The organism is Luteibacter sp. (assembly GCF_009912395.1).
Taxonomy (GTDB): domain Bacteria; phylum Pseudomonadota; class Gammaproteobacteria; order Xanthomonadales; family Rhodanobacteraceae; genus Luteibacter.
This window is the reverse complement of record NZ_WNDO01000017.1, coordinates 97,125-115,497: the sequence shown is the minus strand read 5'-3', so window position 1 is coordinate 115,497 and position 18,373 is coordinate 97,125. Positions and strand designations below refer to the sequence as shown.

Sequence of the window (18,373 nt, the reverse complement as noted above, 5' to 3'; positions counted from 1 at the left end):
AAACGAAGAGCCCCGCCATGAGCGGGGCTTTTCGTATTCGGGGTCAGGCGGCGACGTCGTGGTCTTCGTGGATCCGGGAGATCAGGGTGTGGCGGAACGCGACCATACGGTCGGCGTAGTCGGCCTCGCCCGAGCGACCGATGATCGAGTACATCTCGGCCACCAGGTCGGCATGGCGGACCGGCGAGAAGCGGCTGCCCGTCATCTCGATGTCCGACTGCAGGAGCTTCATGGCGGCAGCCAGGCGGGACGGATCCAGCGCGCTGGGCACCGTGCCGTGGAGCTCCCGACCTTCGCGGCCGCGGACCGACTCGGAGCTTTCGGTGCGCGTGGTCACGTCGTCGGTACTGCTGTCCATCATCATCGGGCCTTCGCCCGCGGCCAGCCAGACCAGGGACAGGCCCAGCGTCTTGGCCATCGTGACGCAACGGCCGCGGGACGGATCGGTGTTGCCGTCACGCCAGCTGCGCACCACGCCCTCGGAAAAACCACAGCGGCGAGCGATCTCGCTCACGCTGCCGGACATCTTGATGACCTGCCGTACCCGGCTGGCAAAAGATGACGTCGGGGCGATGGCGTCCCCCCGGCGGATCTCAAGGTTGCCACCGACGCCGTCGGCCATGATGGATCCCCTCGAATTGTCGTTCATGCGCTTGGAACCTCAGTTGTCTACAGGCCGCCCCCGGCGATTCACCGCACAAACGCGCGAACCGCAATATCGGTGTACAGCGATTTCCCTTCGAAAGCCTTTCTTTTGAGAAGTTTCCGAAACTCACTGCGAACAGGCCCACAAAACGCGATATCCAGGCGTGTTTTAGCCAAAAACGGCTAAGAATCTTTCGTAAGACTTTGTTAACGCCACGCCCCGGTGGCGAGGGATGACGATCGTAAATTACTGATCCCCATCATGTAATTGAGAGGCATAGCTTTATTGAGACGTAAGTAACTGCCTTCGCAGCAAAATTCCTAGGATATTTAGTGTTGTTACCGTCCCGTGAAGTTCGCTATATCTTGCTCCAAGGGCGTTCCTTCTTACGGCGACGCCCGATCAGGGGCATCAGGGGGGCCCCGTCACCACCGGCGTCGTTCCGGCGCGGGCTGACGGGCGTCGATACACATTAAATAAGGCTCATTTATCCCGAATCGCCATCGATTCGGTCGACAACGTGTTGCCAAAATTCCGGGGCGTCGCATCGCGCCCCTTAGGGGAGCTATTGATGATCGTTCGTAATTACCGTCACTGGGGCTATCCACGTTCCGCGCTGGCCGTCGCGCTGGGCATGACGCTGCTCGGGGGAGTGGCCCATGCCCAGTCGAACGCCACCGGCACCATCTTCGGCCAAGCCGCGGCCAACTCGACCATCGTGATCGAAAGTCCCGATACGGGTCTGCGCCGCGAAGTCACGGCCGGCACGGATGGGCGCTACCGCGCCTCGTCCCTGCCCGTGGGGCGCTACAAGGTCAGCCTCATCCAGAACGGCACCGCCGTCGAGACGCGGGACAACGTGCAGCTGGCCATTGGTGCCGGTACGGAGGTGTCCCTGACGGGCGCCGCCGCAAGCGCCTCCGGCGCCAGCAACCTGGAGGGCGTGTCGGTCAATGCGTCGGCACTGCCGACCATCGACGTCAGCTCCACCGACTCGCGCACGGTCTTCACCGCCCAGCAGATGCAGCGCATCCCCGTTCCCCGTGACGTGACGGCCGTGGCGTTGCTCACGCCGGGCGCTGTCGCCGGTGACTCCCGCTATGGCGGCGTGCCCAGCTTCGGCGGCTCTGCCGTGTCGGACAACGCGTACTACATCAATGGCTACGCCGTCACCAATCCGCTGACCCAGATCGGCTTCTCGTCACTGCCGTTCGACGCCATCGAACAGGAGCAGGTGCTTACCGGCGGCTACGGCGCCGAGTTCGGTCGTTCGACCGGCGGCGTGATCAACATCGTCACCAAGCGTGGTACCAACGAATGGAAGGCGGGCGCCGAAGTGCGCTGGGAGCCACTCAGCCTGAAGAGCGACCCGCGCAACATCTATTACCCGCGTACGGGCAATACGGAAGACGGCACGATCTACCAGCGTCGTGAAAGCAACAAGTCCTGGCGCACCACGTATGCCGCCTACGTCGGCGGCCCGCTGATCAAGGACAAGCTGTTCATCTACGCGACCGGCGAAGCCACCCGACAGGAAGGCACCGCCGCGGGCAGCATCGAACACGCCTCGCGCAACAACTACGACAGCTACCGCTACGACACCCCGCGCTGGTTGGCGAAGGCCGACTGGAACATCACGGACAACCATATCGTCGAAGTCACCGGTTTGTCCGACAAAACCAAGCGCCACTTCGACGACTACACCTACGACTATGCGTCCGGCACGCACGGCAGCACGCGTACCGACACCGGCCAGCAGAAGGACGGCGGCGAGGTCTACATCGGCAAGTACACCGGCTACATCACCGACAACTTCACGGTGACCGCCCTCTACGGTCGCAGCAATTCCGTGCACACCGTGACGCCGGGCGGTGCCAGCGCCGGCTATCCGTATGTCGCCTATTCCAATGCGGCGTCGATTCCGACGGGCCAGGTCTATAACCCGCAGTACAGCAACTACGTGCCCAGCGTGCCGGGCGCGCGCGACAAGACCCGCGGCTGGCGCCTCGATCTCGAATATCGTCTCGGCGACCACAGCCTGCGCGCGGGTATTGATCGGCAGGACCTGGAATCCACCTCCGGTAGCAACGGCTACGCTGGTGGCGTGTACTACCTCTACAGCCGATCGTCGCGCCCCAACAACCCCATCAGCTCGTTCTATGGCCAGGCGGCACCGGCCACCGGTGGCGGTTACGGTACGCAGGGTTACTACGTGCGCAAGCGCGTGTTCAATACCAATGCATCGGTCGAAGTGAAGCAGTCCGCGCAGTACATCGAAGATGCCTGGCAGGTCTCGGACCGTTGGCTGCTCTCGCTGGGCCTGCGCAACGAGCAGTTCACCAACTTCAACGGTGAAGGCCAGCAGTACGTGAGCCAGCGTCATCAGCTTGCGCCGCGTCTGGGCGTCTCGTGGGATGTCTTCGGCGATTCGACGCTGAAGGTGTATGCCAATGCCGGTCGCTACCACCAGCCGCTGCCGAACAACGTGGCGATCCGCGGTGCGTCCGCCTCGCTCTACACGAACCAGTACTTCACCTATACGGGCATCGATCCGACCAACGGCGCACCGCTTGGCCTGAAGGCGCTGGGCAAGCCCTATTCGACGAACAACGAACTGGGCCAGCCGAAGGATCCCAAGGGCGTGGCGTCCTCCACGCTCAAGCCGCAGTACCAGGACGAGTACATCCTGGGCATGCAGCAGCAGATCAATCCGGCCTTCAACTGGGGCGTGAAGTTCACCTATCGCAACCTGCGCAACATCATCGACGACTTCTGCGACGACCGTCCGATCGAAGACTGGGCCAAGCGCAACGGCAAGCAGTACAACTTCCTGTTCACCTGCGCGCTGTTCAATCCGGGCCGCGGCGGCACGTGGAGCTGGGACGTCGATGGGGATGGCAAGGCCGAACAGGTTCACCTGAGCGCCGCCGATCTCGGCTTCCCGAAGCCGAAGCGTCGCTACCTCTCGATGGACACCTTCATCGAGCACCCGTTCGACGGCAAGTGGTACGGCCGCATCGACTACACGCTGTCGCACAGCTTCGGCAACACCGAAGGTCCCGTGCTGTCGGATATCGGTCAGTCGGACGTGTCGGCCACCCAGTCGTGGGATTACCCGGAGATCATGGAGCATGCCAACGGCAACCTGCCCAACGATCGTCGTCACTACCTCAAGGCCTACGGTTACTACCAGTTGACCCCGGAATGGACCTTCGGCGCCACGGGTATCGCGGCCTCCGGCCGTCCGAAGAACTGCATCGGCCTCAACCCCGACCCGAACTCGTACGTGGCGGGGTATGGCTCGGCGTTCTTCTACTGCGACTTCTCGGGCAACAACGTCACGGGCGCGAACTCCGTGGCCGCGCCGCGCGGCTCGCAGGGCAACCTGCCGTGGTCGTTCCGCCTGGATCTCAACGTGGGTTATCGCCCGGCGTACTTCGACAACAAGTTCCTGTTCCAGGTCGATGTCTTCAACGTGTTCAACAGCCGCAAGGTGCAGAGCATCAACGAAGTGCACGAGCAGTCCACCTACAACACCAAGCTCAACAACGCTTACGGACGTCCGATCAGCTTCCAGGATCCGCGTTCGGTCCGTCTCACGGCGCGCTACGACTTCTGATCGGGTTACGCATTACAACAACAAGCCAGACGGCGCCTCCCAGGGCGCCGTTGACTCCCCAGATTGCCGCCGGTTCCCCGGCGGCTTTTTTTTTCGAACTGCATGAAATTTCGAGATTTTTCTCAATCCGGGGGCGGGTGGATTTTCCACTAACCCTTGCAAATCCGTGGCTTGCTGAAGGCTGGTCTTCGGCAAGTCCTTGTAAATAATTTGTTGGCAGGGGCTTCCGCCTGCGCCTATGTTCGGCCTCGGCGAATCTGTCAGGGATGTTTCACGAGCGTGAAATATCCCCGTTCAGACGATGTCGATGGGCTTGTCGGGAGCAGGTCTCATGGGGGCGACGTCACTCTGGGAGGAGTGTGCGCTGCTGCTTTAACCCCGGATCCGCGCACGGCAAGGCCACTTTTTCCGGCCTTTGGCTGGTTTTGCTTGTTTTCAGGCCCGGCTCGGGCCGATCTGGGGAGATTTGCACATGAGTTCTCGCAGCATCCGGCAGGCATCCGTCCTGCGTCATACCGCGTTGGCGTTGGCTCTCGCGGTGGGTTTCGGTGGCGCAGGCACGGCCCTGGCCCAGTCCACCAGCGGCACCATCTTCGGTCAGGCGACCGCAGGTCAGACGGTTACCGCCACCAGCAATTCCGGTGTGACGCGTACGGTGACCGTCGGTCAGGACGGTCGTTACACGATCAGCTCACTGCCTGTGGGTACTTACAACGTTTCGGTGATGAGCGGTGGCGCCACGGTGTCCTCGCGCGAGAACGTCGCCATCCGCGTCGGCGCGGGTACGGAAGTATCGTTCAACGCGCCGGCCACGCCGGCCGGCAATGCGCAGGACCTGACGGCCGTGACCGTCTCGGCGAACACGCTGCCGTCCATCGATATCTCGCAGGTCGACTCGCGTACGGTCATCACCTCGGCCCAGTTGGCAAAGCTTCCGCTGGCGCGTGATGCCGATTCGATTGCGCAGCTGGCACCTGGCGTCGTGGCGGGTAGCAGCGCCTTCACGGGTCCGAACGGCAAGGCCTTGTCGTCCTTCGGCGGTGCCGGTGTCACCGAGAACGCTTACTACATCAACGGTATGAACGTCACCGATCCGCTGAACGGTCTCGGTGGTATCCAGCTGCCGTATGGCTCGATCGACCAGCAGGAAGTGCTCACGGGTGGTTATGGCGCCGCCTATGGTCGTTCCGACGGTGGCGTGATCAACCAGGTCGGCAAGCGTGGTACGAACGAATGGCACTTCGGTGCGCAGATTCTCTACACGCCCGAATGGGGTCGTGGTACGCCGCGCAGCACGCACTATCCTTCAGCCTATCCCGGTACCCTGTCCGGACAGGTCTACCAGAATCGTAGCGCCAACAAGGGCTGGGAAGCCGTCGAAAGCGCTTATGTCGGCGGCCCTCTGATCAAGGACAAGTTGTACATGTTCGCGTCGGTCGAAGCAGACCGTACGAAGGACACCTACACGTCGCCGTCCACGTCCGAGCAGCAGACCAAGCGTACGTTCAAGGATCCGAAGTGGTACGCCAAGCTCGACTGGAACATCACCGATAGCCATATCCTCGAGCTGACGGCGGCGTCCACCAAGCACGAGTACAACGGTTCGAACTACGAGTACGATCCGGCCACCGGAGATCGTGGCGCTTTCATCAGTCCTGATGTCTCCACGAAGACCTCGGCCAGGATGTGGATCGCCAAGTACACCGGCTACATCACCGACGATTTCACCATTTCGGCGCAGTACGGCAAGCAGATCACGGATCTGTACGAAGACCCGTACAATCCGTATGCGGACATCATTCCGGTCAACGCCGCGAACGCTGAAAATGAGAATCCGCTGTATACCGGCGGTCATCCCATCACCAATATCAACAAGATCGAGCAGATCAAGGATCCGAGCCACCAGACGCGTGGCGCGAACTACCGCATCGACCTGACCTACAAGCTCGGCGACCATACGATCACGGCGGGTATCGATAACCAGCGTACCCAGGATCTGCGCGACAGCACGTACATGGCGCCCACCGCCGGTTATTCGTGGCAGTATGGTCTGAATACCAATCCAAACGGCAGCATCGCCAACGGTGTCGATGCTCCGGCCAATTACCCGGGCGGCGAAGACGGTTACTACGTCAGCAAGTACATCCAGTCGACGAACGCGTCGGTTCGTGTCGAGCAGCGTGCGCAGTACATCGAAGATTCCTGGCAGGTTAACGATCGCTGGCTGGTGAAGCTGGGTCTGCGTAACGACCAGTTCACGAACTACAACCCGGAAGGCAATGCCTTCATCCGCGAAACCAAGCCGCAGTGGGCTCCTCGCCTTGGTTTCAGCTGGGACGTGTTCGGTGATTCGACCTTCAAGGTCTATGGTAACGCCGGTCGTTACTATCTCGCGTTGCCGACCAGCGTCGCACTGCGTGGTGCGTCGGGCTCCCTGTATACGCAGGAGTACTACACCTATCGTGGCATCGACGCGAATGGTCAGCCGTTGAACCTGACGCCGATCATGACGGCGAACGGTCTGGGCGTCCCCTATTCGGCGAACCGCGAGTTCGGCCAGGCGCCGGATCCGAAGACCGTGACGGCGAAGAACCTGAAGGCCCAGTCGCAGGATGAGTACATCCTGGGCTTCGACAAGGCGCTGAACGACAAGTACACCTTCGGCATGAAGGCCACGTACCGCAAGCTCAACCGTGCCATCGACGACACCTGCGACACCAACGTCTTCGAGGAGCAAGGTGAGCTGCAGGGTGCCGACCTGACCGGTCTGCGCGGCTGCTACTTCTTCAATCCGGGCACGAAGGCCATCTATCGCCTGCCGAATGCGGGTGGCGGTTACACGAACGTCACCATCACCAACGCCGACGCCGGCTTCCCGCACGTGAAGCGCAAGTACTACGCGCTGGATACCTACCTCGAGCATCCGTTCGACGGTACGTGGTGGGGTCGCGTGACCTACACCTTCTCGAAGAGCTACGGCAACACGGAAGGCCAGGTCAAGTCCGATATCAGCCAGCAGGACATTGCCGCCACCCAGGACTGGGATTACCCGGTGCTGATGGAATACGCGGGTGGTCGTCAGTCGAACGATCATCGTCACCAGATCAAGGCGTTTGGCTCCTGGCAGATCAATCCGGAATGGAACGTCTCGGGCATCCTGACGATGGCTTCGGGCGCACCGACCTCGTGTGAGGGTCTGTACGGCCCGAATCAGACCAAGCCCGCTTATGACGGCAACTACTACCACTGGTGCAATGGCTCTCCGGCACCGGCGGGGTCTGCGGGTGATACGCCGTGGACGCACATTTTCTCGCTCAATGCGGAATATCGTCCGTCGTTCGCTGACCACAAGCTGGCATTCAACGTGAACATCTACAACGTGTTCAACGAGCAGAAGGTGACTCGCTTGAGGGCGAGCTACTCGCCGAACACGTACCGTTTGCCGCTGGCCTGGGAAACGCCGCGTTACCTTCGTTTCGGCATCACCTACGATTACTGATCCATCGGTTCTCGTAGTCGTTCCCGGTGTGGCAGCACACTGGGAACGAAAAAACGCCACCCATTCCGGGTGGCGTTTTTTTTGGGGTGGCTAAGGCAGCGGTTTTCTATCGCCGAGATGGAAGCGTCACGATCTGCGGCGGTCAGGCAGCGACGCGCCAACCTGGCGGTCGCTCTACGACCCGCGAGGCAACAGAGCATGGCCGGCATATAGGTTATTTATCATATTGAAAGATATGAATAAATTGGCTTTTGGGCCGATTCGGCAAACCTGACCGCCAGCTTGCCAACCCCGTCGCGATTTGCCGATCGTGGGGCTTTTCACTCTTGACTTTTCCGAAGGCGCTTTTACCGGTATGCTCCAAGGTTCCCCCCGGAAGGTTTTGCGCGCCATGCGCGTGCGTATCCTTTCGTGACTCGCATCCACCTTGTTTCCGCTACAGAGGTTCCGACCCATGCGCAGGATTTTCTTGTCGCTCGCATCCGTGGCCACGCTGGCCCTCGCCGGTTGCGGCGGTTCTTCCGGTAACGGCCAGCAGGCCGCCGCCGGTGGTTCGCCCGAGGCCGCTGGCCCGGCCAACAACGTCACGGGTACCGTGGCCCTGCGCGACGCGGGCAAGTCGGTCTCGGCCGATGCCAAGCTCGAGCTGAAGCTGGTCGATGTATCCGCCGAGGGTTCGCAGCCGCTGGCGTCGAAGACCATCGCCCCGGTGACCCTGCCGCAGCAGTTCCAGCTCGACTTCAACCCGGGCGACGTGAACCCCAACGACATGTACATCGTCGAGGTGACGCTGCAGGACGGCGAGCGTCGCTACACCGCGCCGCTGAAGGCCCCGGTGCTGACCAAGGGTGCGAAGAACGTCGCCAACATCCAGCTCGTGGGTGAAGCCACGCCGGGTGAAAAAGAGCTTGCTGGCTTCAACGGCCTCAAGAAGAACATCGGCGGCATGAAGATGACGCAGGGCACCGCGCTGAAGGAAGGCGAGTCGCGCGGCTGGCAGATCTTCAAGAAGGGCAACGACGTCCAGTTCATCATCGAGCTGGTTGATTACGGCGACAAGGGTTTCACGTCGACCAACTACGCCTACAAGAATGGCAAGCCGTGGGTCATCGTGCAGGAAAAGAAGCCGAGCAAGGACGGCAAGCCAACCTCGACCGAGCGTGCGGGCTGGAACGATGCCGGCGAGCTCGTGCTGAAGGACAACGAAGCCGGCGGCAAGACCGACGTGCTCTCGGACGATGCCGCCAACGATCTGCGCAAGCAGGCTGAGGCGATGCTCGCGAAGGCCGGCGGCAAGAAGTAAGTCGTTCGATACCGTGATCCAAAAAAAGCCGCCCACTTGGGCGGCTTTTTTTTGAGCGTTTGGGGCTATTTGCCGCGGCCCTCCACCGGGGTCCAGCCTTCATCCCAGAGAACATCGACTTCGGGAAGCTGTGCGGGTACGCATCGAGCTATCCGGCAAGCTGTCGTGATGTCGAGAAATCCGGGAAGTGTGTAGCGAGTGACTTTGGTGCCGGGCACGATGGGAACGATCTCCCTAGGTTCGACTCCCTTGACCTGGGTGCTGCACGTCATCGTTTCTTCAATGAAGTAAGCCGTATGCGTGTTTCCGCCCGTAAATAAATGATTGGAACATAGTCGGATGGATTGTCCGACCAGATTACCGTTCTCATCGAAATATTTGAGCGAAGTAGGATTTGCTACTGCGGCATGGGCTGATGAGCTGATCAAGCTCAGTAATAGGCCGTAACAAATGTATCGATTCATGGTGTTTCTCCTGATAAGGACTCGCGGTCCTCAGTCTGAAAAAAACATGGCTCCCCTTTTCCCCGGCTGTTAAATTACGTCTTACTGGCGGTGAAGCCTGTCGGTGAATCCTGATATCGATGTAGGCGAAGACCTACATCGATATCAGGATTCACGAACGGAAGGTTCCTGAGCTGGCGATGCCTGCAGCGAGTAATCACGCGCAACGTTGTTTCCAGTTCCCGTGATGGTGAAAGACGTCTATCTTCACGCCTTGCATCCTCGTAAACCGTTTTTGCGTGCCGACATGACCCATCCCGCCAAAGCCGACATCCTTGACCGTGCCTCTGCGTTGTTCGCACGCCATGGCTTTGAGAACACGTCTTTGCAGCAGATCGCGGATGCAGTCGGTTACTCGAAAGCGGGCCTGCTCCATCACTATCCCAGCAAAAAGGCGATCTACGAGGCTGCGCTGAAGACGGGGCACGACCACATGCAGGCGTTGCTCGCCCGTGTCGTGGCTATTCCCGTGGGCATTGAGCGGGATCGCGCCGTGGTGGAGCAATCGGTCGATTTCACCTATCGGTGGCCTGGTATCTCAGCCTTCGCTCAGGCGTTGACCAGCACCGATCCGAAAGAGGCACGGCCGGAACTGGAAGCGATGGGCATGACGCTGTATCAGGCCCTGGGCATCGATCTGCAGACATGCGGTATGGAACGTATTGTCCGCGTCACCAGTGCCTTTTCAGGCCTGGGCATCACGGCGGTACTCGCGGTCACGCTCGGTCTTGCCGAGGAGTGGCGCGACTGCATCGTTGCGACGGCGATGGACGGGCTGGGCCACTGAGCGTCGGCGAAAGCGCCTCACCGACGCTTCCGTCGGACGGACTTATCGCAGCAGCGGAAGGTAATGGACGGCGTCAAAGCTCTCGTAGACCAGGCCGAAGCCCAGCGCCACGACGATGAAGATCGAGAGCCGGGCCGTGTTCAGGGCTCCCGCCACGATGCCGCTCCGCCGTGATGCCAGGCCGTAGCGGCGAGGCCACAGGGACATCCGCAGCTGGACGTAAAGCGCGAATGCCGTCAGCACGTAAGCCTCGCCCTTGATGGTGAAGGTCAACGAGTGCGGCATGAAGCTGTCGAAGTCGGGACCGATCTGCGGAACCAGCGAGTTCCACATCGAGGCCTCTTGATAAGTCGCCGATGACACCAGGGAGGGCAGGATCGAGGCGATGAGGTCGACCAGGTAGGACACGGCGATCGACATCCAGGGCTCGCCCTGGGTATAGGCGTGCCCTGCGAACCTCAGCTGGTCGGCCCGGGGAAGCACGGGGTCGGCCGCCGTCAGGCTGCCGGTCTGCAGATCGGGCAGGAACGCGGCGACCAGCATGCACAGGCCGAAGAAGCCGTAGAAGGCGAGGTTGAGGGCGATGAACGCCTTGCGATGGTCCCTGATGGTCGAAAGGGCGCCGTGCAGCCATGTGGGCATGGATAGTCCTTGATTCCTGGGAGCCCGTACGGTGTCTGGGGGCGAGGTCTGCCAACCTCGTGGGGTGTTACTAGGTTACAGAGCGGGCCGGATGGATTTCAACCATTTTGGTCGGTCCCTGCCGATGCAAAGAAAAACGCCGGCCAAAGGCCGGCGTTTTTCTTCGGTGCCAAGGGTGTTGGCTGGCTTAGAAAGCCATCTTCACGCCGAGGTTCAGGCTGTTGTAGCGCTGCGTATCGTCGGCGAAACGGCCGCTGTAGCTGGCCCAGCCGCTCCAGCGCTGGCTGAAGTCAGCGGCGATGCCGAGGTCGGCGGTGGCCCAGCTCTTGTCCGGGGTGAAGCCCTGGACGCTGAAGCGACCGGCCATGTTGGTGAGGCCGGCGGTCACGAAGCGCTTGTCGGCACGACCGTCGTGGTTGTAGGCGATCTCGGCGAACGGGTGCAGCGTGGTGCTGCCCGACTGCCAGGAGCCCTGCACGCGCCAGCCGGCGGTTTCGATGCGGGCATTGCGGGTCTGCTTGCCGAACTGCATCGCGGTGCTCGTGGCGCCGTATTCGGTGTAGCCGAACACGCGAAGCTGCTCGAACTCGACAGTGACGAACGGACCGGTCTTCAGCGTCTCGTTGCCAAACCACCAGCCACCGGTGAGGCCAGCGCCCACGTGCGAGCCGTCGGTCTTGCCGGTTTCGGTGCGGCGGGCGGCGCCCAGGTCGATGCGGCGGTCGATGTTGGTAAAGCTCAGCTGGCCGAAGCTGGTGTAGGCGCCGACGTAACCGCCACCCTGGTGGTAGAACGCGTACAGGGAGCCGGCGATGTCCTGCATCTTGTAGCCGCCACCGCCCTGGAAGTCGGCGTTGGTCTGGGCGATACCGAGCGCGCCACCCACGTTGAAGTTCTCGCCCACCTTGGCGTCGGCACCGACGGTCAGGTTGACGTTGTCGCTATCGGTCTTCGGCGAGTTGGTCTGGCTCTTGTACTTCTGCTGGCCGTATTCGACCGACGCGAAGACGCGCGAGTCGGCGCCGAAGTTGTCGGCGATCATCTGGTTGCGCAGCGCGCGGGTGTGGGCGGCGCTGGTGGCGAGACCGGCTTCGCCGAGCACCGAGATCTTCTTCGGGGCTTCGATGATCGACACGGCGTACTGGCCGAGCAGGGCGTGCGCGGCCGTGGTTGGGTGGATGCCGTCGGCGAACAGGTAGGTGTTCGCGGCGTTCGGGTCACGCAGCGTGTTCGGCGAGCAGCTGATCGAGCTGGCCGTGGTGCACGCCGGGGTGGTCACGTTGGAGAAGCCGTAGGCCGACGGATTGGCGATGACTTCGTTGAGCAGCGAGTAGGTGTCGATCGGCACGATGCCGCGCTGCGAGGACGCCAGGCCGCCGGAGAGGATGCCGTTGTAGACCTGGGCGAGCTGGGTCAGGCCGGAGGACGCCGCCGCGCCCTGCGACAGGGCAGCCGGGGTCTTGCCCACGTCCGGCAGGTTGAAGACGACGATGGTCTTGGCGCCGGCGGCCTGCAGGGCCTTGATCTGGGCCACTTCGTTCGAGGCGGCGGTGGCGACGGTCACCTGGGCCGTGGCCGGGTTTTGCGCGGCGGCGAGCAGGTCGTTGGCGCCGATCCACATGGTGTAGAGGGCGTTCGGGTTGGCCTTGCCGCCGTTGGCGGTGAGGTACTGCTGGATCTGCGCCGAGGTGGCCGGGACCGGGTTGGCGATGGCGGCGCGGGCGCCGCCGAAGGCGTAGTCGGTGCCGCCCTGGAGCGACGGGGTCAGCTGCAGGTTGAAGTACTTGGCGATGTTCTCGACGGCGACCGTGCCCGGGTTCGTGGTGAAGCGGGTGACGACCGGCGACTGGGAGAGGATCGAGAGATTGCCGTTGTCGCTCAGGCTGTCGCCGAACGAAACGACCTGCTGGTATCCGTCGGCGTGCGCCCCGGCACTGAACAGAAGGGCGGCGCCGATGGCACCGGCAAGATGGCGAATGCGCATTTGAATCACTCCGTGTGTGGGGCGTTAGAGAAACGTTACGGTAATGGAACCCATACGGCTGCGCATGCTGCGCTGCGGTAAGGGCAGGAAAATCCGCTCCGGTGGGGCTGGAGCGGGTTTTGGGGACGACATCGCCATCCATCCCGGGCGCAAGCCCGGGATGGATAAGGGTTGAGGAATTTCGCGAAGCTGCCGGAAACGCTTATTTCTTGAGGGCGCGCGAGAAGGCGTCCGCAAAAGCGCTGTTGGTCGGCGGCGCGCTGGGCTTGGCCGGTGCGGGCCCCCGTCCGCCACCGCCCTGGCCGCCACGACGATTGCCGGCAGGCGCGTCGTCGCGTTGGGCCGGGCGACTGCCACGGGCTTCGCCAGGGACGTCGTCGAGGCGCATGCTGAGCGCGATGCGCTTGCGCGGCAGGTCCACTTCCATGACCTTCACCTTGACGATGTCGCCGGCCTTCACCGCGTCGCGCGGATCCTTCACGAAGGTGTGCGACAGCGCCGACACGTGGACGAGGCCGTCCTGGTGCACGCCGATGTCGACGAAGGCGCCGAACGCGGCCACGTTGGTCACGCGGCCTTCGAGCACCATGCCCACGCGCAGGTCCTTGAGGTCCTCGACACCCTCGGCAAAGCTGGGTGCGACGAACTCCGGACGCGGATCGCGGCCCGGCTTTTCCAGTTCCTTGAGGATGTCGCGCACGGTGGGCACGCCGAAGGTGTCGTCGGTGAAGTCTTCCGCCTTCAGGCCACGCAGGAAGGACGTGTCGCCAATGACCTGCTTCACCTCGCGGCCGCACTGCTTGAGGATGCGCTCCACGACCGGGTAAGCCTCCGGATGCACCGAGCTGGCGTCCAGCGGGTTGCTGCCGCCGGTGATGCGCAGGAAGCCGGCGCACTGCTCGAAGGCCTTGTCGCCCAGACGCGGAACCTTGAGGAGGTCCTTGCGGCTCGGGAAGGGGCCGTTCGCGTCGCGATGCTTCACGACGTTCTCGGCGACGCTCGCCGACAGGCCCGCGACGCGCGCCAGTAGCGGTGCGGATGCCGTGTTGACGTCCACGCCCACGGCGTTCACGCAGTCTTCCACGCGCGCGTCGAGGGTGCGGGCGAGCTTCACCTGGTTCACGTCGTGCTGGTACTGGCCGACGCCGATGGCCTTGGGTTCGATCTTCACCAGTTCGGCCAGCGGATCCTGCAGGCGGCGTGCGATGGAGACGGCGCCGCGGATCGACACGTCGAGGTCCGGGAATTCACGGGCGGCCAGTTCGGAGGCCGAGTACACCGATGCGCCGGCTTCGCTGACCACGATCTTCGACAGGCCGAGGTCGGCATGCTTGCGGATCACTTCGGCGGCGAGCTTGTCGGTCTCGCGCGAGGCGGTGCCGTTGCCGATCGCGATGAGGTTCACGCCGTGCTGCTTGCACAGCTGCGCGATGCGCGCGATGGACTGGTCCCACTGGTTGCGCGGTTCGTGCGGGTAGATGGTGTCGTAGCCGAGCAGCTTGCCCGTGGCATCCACGATGGCGAGCTTGCAGCCGGTACGGATGCCCGGATCGAGGCCCATCACCGTCTTCGCGCCGGCCGGCGCGGCGAGCATGAGGTCCTTGAGGTTGTCGCCGAACACGCGGATGGCTTCGTCCTCGGCGTTCTCACGCACGCGACCGAACAGGTCGAGCGTGAGGTGCAGGTGCAGCTTCACGCGCCAGGTCAGGCGAACCGTCTCGCGCAGCCAGGCGTCGGCCGCACGACCGCGATCGACGATGCCGGTGCGTGCCGCGACGCGACCTTCGCCTTCGGCGTGACCCTGGTCCGCATCGAGGGCGGGATTGAGGTCGATCTCAAGCACGCCTTCGTTGCGGGCGCGCATGAGCGCGAGCAGGCGGTGCGAGGGAATCTTCGAGACCGGTTCGACATGGTCGAAGTAGTCGCGGAACTTGGCGCCTTCGTTTTCCTTGCCGGCCACGACGGCGGCGCGGATCTGGCCCTTGTCCCACAGCCAGTCGCGAAGCTCGCCGACGAGGGCGGCATCTTCGGCGATGGTTTCCATGAGGATCGCGCGGGCGCCATCCAGGGCTGCCTTGGCGTCGGCCACGCCCTTCTCGGCGTCGATGTAGGCGGCGGCAGCGGCCTCGGGGTTCTGCGTCGGATCCTCGCGCAGGCCCAGCGCCAGCGGCTCGAGGCCCGCCTCGCGCGCGATCTGCGCCTTGGTCCGGCGCTTCGGCTTGTAGGGCAGGTAGAGGTCTTCCAGGCGCGCCTTGGTGTCGGCGGTGAGGATGTCGGCCTTGAGGGCGTCGGTCATCTTGCCCTGTTCGACGATGCTGTCGAGGATCGCCGCGCGGCGGTCTTCGAGTTCGCGCAGGTAGCGCAGGCGTTCCTCGAGCAGGCGCAGCTGCGTGTCGTCGAGGCCGCCGGTCACTTCCTTGCGGTAGCGGGCGATGAACGGCACGGTGGCGCCGCCGTCGAGCAGTTCCACCGCCGCGCGTACCTGTTCGGTCTTGGCGGCGATGTCCTGGGCAATACGTTGTTCGATGCTCTGCATGTCTTTCCTGTGCGTTGCTCGGCCGGCCATGCGTCGGGCCGGGTCGCCGATGATAGCAAGCGCGGGCAAGACCCCGGCCCTGGGCGGGCCGGGAGGGGCGATCAGGCGTCGAAGCGACCGCTGGTGCCGGTGCCGCCCTGGCGGGGTGCCGGTTCGGCGACAGGCTGCTTGTCGGCGCGGCCCACCAACACGTAGGTGCTGGCCAGCAGGTCATGCACGCCCTGCTTGCGCTGGGTGAAGGCGGTGACGATGTAGAACACGAAGGGCACGAAGGCACCCATCGCATTCACCAGGCGGATGGCGTTGCGGCCGGCGGCGCGCGCCATGGACACACGCTTGCCCGCGGTGTCGGTCACACGGATGCCGACGGCCATCTTGCCGGGCGTCGCCTGCCACTTGGAGCTTTCGAAGAGGGTGTAGTAGATGAAGCCGATCGCCGCGAAGATGTAGCCGACAGGGCGCACGGCTTCAGCGTAGGCGGCGATGGCCGCAGTCTGGTTGCTCTCGACGTTGCGCAGGAGTTCGGTCGCCATGCCGCCCACGCCCATCACGATGCTGACGACGGTGAACGGCACCATGAGGATCAGGTAGTCGATGATCCAGGCGCCCACGCGCGTCCAGAACGTCGCGTACTCGGGTTGCACTTCTTCGTTGACGGCTGCGAAGAAGGGCGGCACGGGTGGTGGAGTGGCGCTGGTCGCGGGTTCGGGGCGCGCGTCGGGAAACAGCTCGTCGAGCGGTCGCCAGTCGGTCATGCCCTCGTACCAGCCCAGTTCGTCCGCACGGCAGGTGCCGTCGCGCAGCCACTGGCGCACGTCATCCTCGGTATAGGGGCCGAAGCGCTCACCGTTGCGTCCGATCCAGACTTGCATGGTTGTCCTTCCGTTAGCTTGCTGACTGCCCGGGATGATGCCAGATGTCGTGGTGGTTGCCCGCGTTTGTGGGGCACACGCTCAGGCAGCGCGGCGTTTCAGGTGCACCAGCAGCAGCGAAATCGCAGCCGGGGTCACGCCGCTGATGCGGGAGGCCTGGCCGATGGTCGCGGGGCGGGCCTGCTTGAGCTTGAGCAGCACTTCGGCCGAGAGGCCGCGCACGCGGTCGTAGTCGAAGCTTTCGGGAATATCCGTCGATTCATGGCGACGCTGGCGCTCGATCTCGTCGCGCTGGCGCTCCAGGTAGCCGGAGTACTTCGCCTGCACCTCGACCTGAAGGGCCACTTCAGCGTCTTCCACGGCAGGCCCCAGCTCGGGCACGGCGGTGAGTGTGGCGTAGTCCAGTTCGGGGCGGCGCAGCAGGTCGAGCGCGTGCGTCTCGCGACTGACGGCGATGCCTAGCGAACGCTCCACGGCGGCGCCAAGCGTGTTCGTGGGAGCCGCCCAGATGCCACGCAGGCGTGCGGTCTCGCGTTCGGTCGCTTCGCGCTTGGCCTCCAGGCGATGGAAGCGGTCGTCGGGCACGACACCGCGCGCGTGGCCTTGGGCCGTCAGGCGCAGGTCGGCGTTGTCCTCGCGCAGGTGCAGGCGGTATTCCGCGCGCGAGGTGAACATGCGGTAGGGCTCGATCGTGCCATTGGTGGTGAGGTCGTCGATCAGCACGCCGATGTAGGCTTCGTCGCGTCGCGGATACCACGGCGCTTCGCCACGTACGGCCAGCGCGGCGTTCATGCCGGCGATGAGGCCTTGCGCGCCCGCTTCCTCGTAGCCGGTGGTGCCGTTGATCTGCCCTGCGAAATACAGGCCCGGGATGTTCTTCGTTTCCAGCCACGGATGCAGGCCGCGCGGATCGAAGTAGTCGTACTCGATCGCGTAGCCGGGGCGGGTGATGTGGGCGTTCTCGAATCCGGCGATGGAGCGCACCAGCGCGTACTGGACATCGAACGGCAGTGAGGTGGAGATGCCGTTGGGGTAGATCTCGAAGGTATCGAGGCCTTCGGGCTCCACGAAGATCTGGTGCGAGGTCTTCTCGGCGAAGCGGACCACTTTGTCTTCGATGGAGGGGCAGTAGCGCGGGCCGACGCCTTCGATCTGCCCGCTGTACAGCGGCGAGCGGTCGAGCGATCCACGGATCAGCTCGTGCGTCGCTTCGCTGGTGTGCGTGATCCAGCAGCTTACCTGGCGCGGATGGTCGGCCGCCGAGCCCATGAAGGAGAAGTGCGGCATCGGATCGTCGCCGGGCTGTTCCTCGAGCTTCGAGAAATCGATGCTGCGGCTGTCGATGCGCGGCGGCGTGCCGGTCTTCAGACGATCGGCCGCCACCGGTAGCTCGCGCAGTCGCGCGGCCAACGTGGAGGCCGGCGGATCGCCGGCGCGGCCGCCCGCGTACTGGGCGGGACCGATGTGGATCTTCCCGGCCAGGAAGGTGCCGGCCGTGAGCACCACGGCACCGGCATGGAAATCCAGGCCCATCTGCGTGCGCACGCCGGTGACTCGGTCGCCGGTGAGGATGAGGTCGTCCACCGCCTGCTGGAACAACCACAGGTTGGGCTGGGTTTCGACCAGGGACCGGATGGCGGCCTTGTACAGGGCGCGATCGGCCTGGCAGCGCGTGGCGCGCACGGCGGGGCCCTTCGAGGCGTTGAGCGTGCGCCACTGGATGCCGGCACGGTCGGCGGCACGCCCCATGGCGCCGCCGAGGGCGTCGATTTCCTTCACCAGGTGCCCCTTGCCGATCCCGCCAATGGCGGGATTGCAGCTCATCTGACCGATGGTCTCGATGTTGTGGCTGAGCAGCAGGGTGCGTGCGCCGGCGCGCGCGGAGGCCAGCGCGGCCTCGGTGCCGGCGTGACCGCCACCGACCACGATCACGTCGTAGGTTTCTTGATGCAGCATGGGAAGGATTCGGGCGTAGGGCCGGT

The 18,373-nt window shown here is 63.6% G+C and carries 11 protein-coding genes; 4 read left to right on the top strand and 7 right to left on the bottom strand.

Annotation, left to right across the window (positions count from 1 at the left end; genetic code table 11):
- Window positions 1-43: 43 nt before the first annotated feature.
- Window positions 44-649: a helix-turn-helix transcriptional regulator gene (locus tag GAK28_RS15795; protein ID WP_291781174.1), complete on the bottom strand. Its 606-nt coding sequence runs from the start codon at window positions 647-649 to the stop codon at window positions 44-46.
- 568 nt (window positions 650-1,217) lie between these two features.
- On the opposite strand from GAK28_RS15795, the gene GAK28_RS15790 reads away from it, so the two are divergent.
- From GAK28_RS15790 to GAK28_RS15780, 3 genes are all read left to right on the top strand, one after another.
- Window positions 1,218-4,265 carry a TonB-dependent receptor gene (locus GAK28_RS15790; RefSeq protein WP_291781171.1) on the top strand — a complete coding sequence of 1,016 codons (3,048 nt, stop codon included), beginning with the start codon at window positions 1,218-1,220 and terminating at the stop codon, window positions 4,263-4,265.
- A gap of 472 nt (window positions 4,266-4,737) precedes the next feature.
- Window positions 4,738-7,764, top strand: a complete 3,027-nt coding sequence (locus GAK28_RS15785) for a TonB-dependent receptor (RefSeq protein WP_291781168.1) — start codon at window positions 4,738-4,740, stop codon at window positions 7,762-7,764.
- Window positions 7,765-8,218: 454 nt separating this feature from the next.
- Window positions 8,219-9,067 carry a YbaY family lipoprotein gene (locus GAK28_RS15780; RefSeq protein ID WP_291781165.1) on the top strand — a complete coding sequence of 283 codons (849 nt, stop codon included), beginning with the start codon at window positions 8,219-8,221 and terminating at the stop codon, window positions 9,065-9,067.
- 65 nt (window positions 9,068-9,132) lie between these two features.
- Here GAK28_RS15780 and GAK28_RS15775 read toward each other — a convergent pair whose 3' ends face one another.
- Window positions 9,133-9,531 carry a hypothetical protein gene (locus GAK28_RS15775; protein ID WP_291781162.1) on the bottom strand — a complete coding sequence of 133 codons (399 nt, stop codon included), beginning with the start codon at window positions 9,529-9,531 and terminating at the stop codon, window positions 9,133-9,135.
- Between the two features lie 226 nt (window positions 9,532-9,757).
- On the opposite strand from GAK28_RS15775, the gene GAK28_RS15770 reads away from it, so the two are divergent.
- On the top strand, window positions 9,758-10,357 hold the full coding sequence (locus tag GAK28_RS15770) for a TetR/AcrR family transcriptional regulator (RefSeq protein WP_291781160.1): 600 nt from the start codon (window positions 9,758-9,760) through the stop codon (window positions 10,355-10,357).
- Window positions 10,358-10,399: 42 nt separating this feature from the next.
- Here GAK28_RS15770 and GAK28_RS15765 read toward each other — a convergent pair whose 3' ends face one another.
- From GAK28_RS15765 to mnmG, 5 genes are all read right to left on the bottom strand, one after another.
- Complete coding sequence (locus GAK28_RS15765; protein ID WP_291781157.1) at window positions 10,400-10,999, bottom strand: hypothetical protein; 600 nt, start codon at window positions 10,997-10,999, stop codon at window positions 10,400-10,402.
- Between the two features lie 187 nt (window positions 11,000-11,186).
- Window positions 11,187-12,983 (bottom strand): autotransporter domain-containing protein, encoded by a 1,797-nt coding sequence (locus GAK28_RS15760; protein ID WP_291781154.1) that lies wholly within the window; start codon window positions 12,981-12,983, stop codon window positions 11,187-11,189.
- A 202-nt stretch (window positions 12,984-13,185) separates the two neighbouring features.
- Window positions 13,186-15,519 (bottom strand): Tex family protein, encoded by a 2,334-nt coding sequence (locus GAK28_RS15755; protein WP_291781152.1) that lies wholly within the window; start codon window positions 15,517-15,519, stop codon window positions 13,186-13,188.
- Window positions 15,520-15,620: 101 nt separating this feature from the next.
- Window positions 15,621-16,391, bottom strand: a complete 771-nt coding sequence (locus GAK28_RS15750) for an RDD family protein (protein ID WP_291781149.1) — start codon at window positions 16,389-16,391, stop codon at window positions 15,621-15,623.
- Between the two features lie 81 nt (window positions 16,392-16,472).
- The gene (gene mnmG, locus GAK28_RS15745; protein ID WP_291781146.1) at window positions 16,473-18,347 is read right to left on the bottom strand and encodes a tRNA uridine-5-carboxymethylaminomethyl(34) synthesis enzyme MnmG; all 1,875 of its coding nucleotides are present in this window, start codon (window positions 18,345-18,347) and stop codon (window positions 16,473-16,475) included.
- Between the last annotated feature and the right edge of the window lie 26 nt (window positions 18,348-18,373).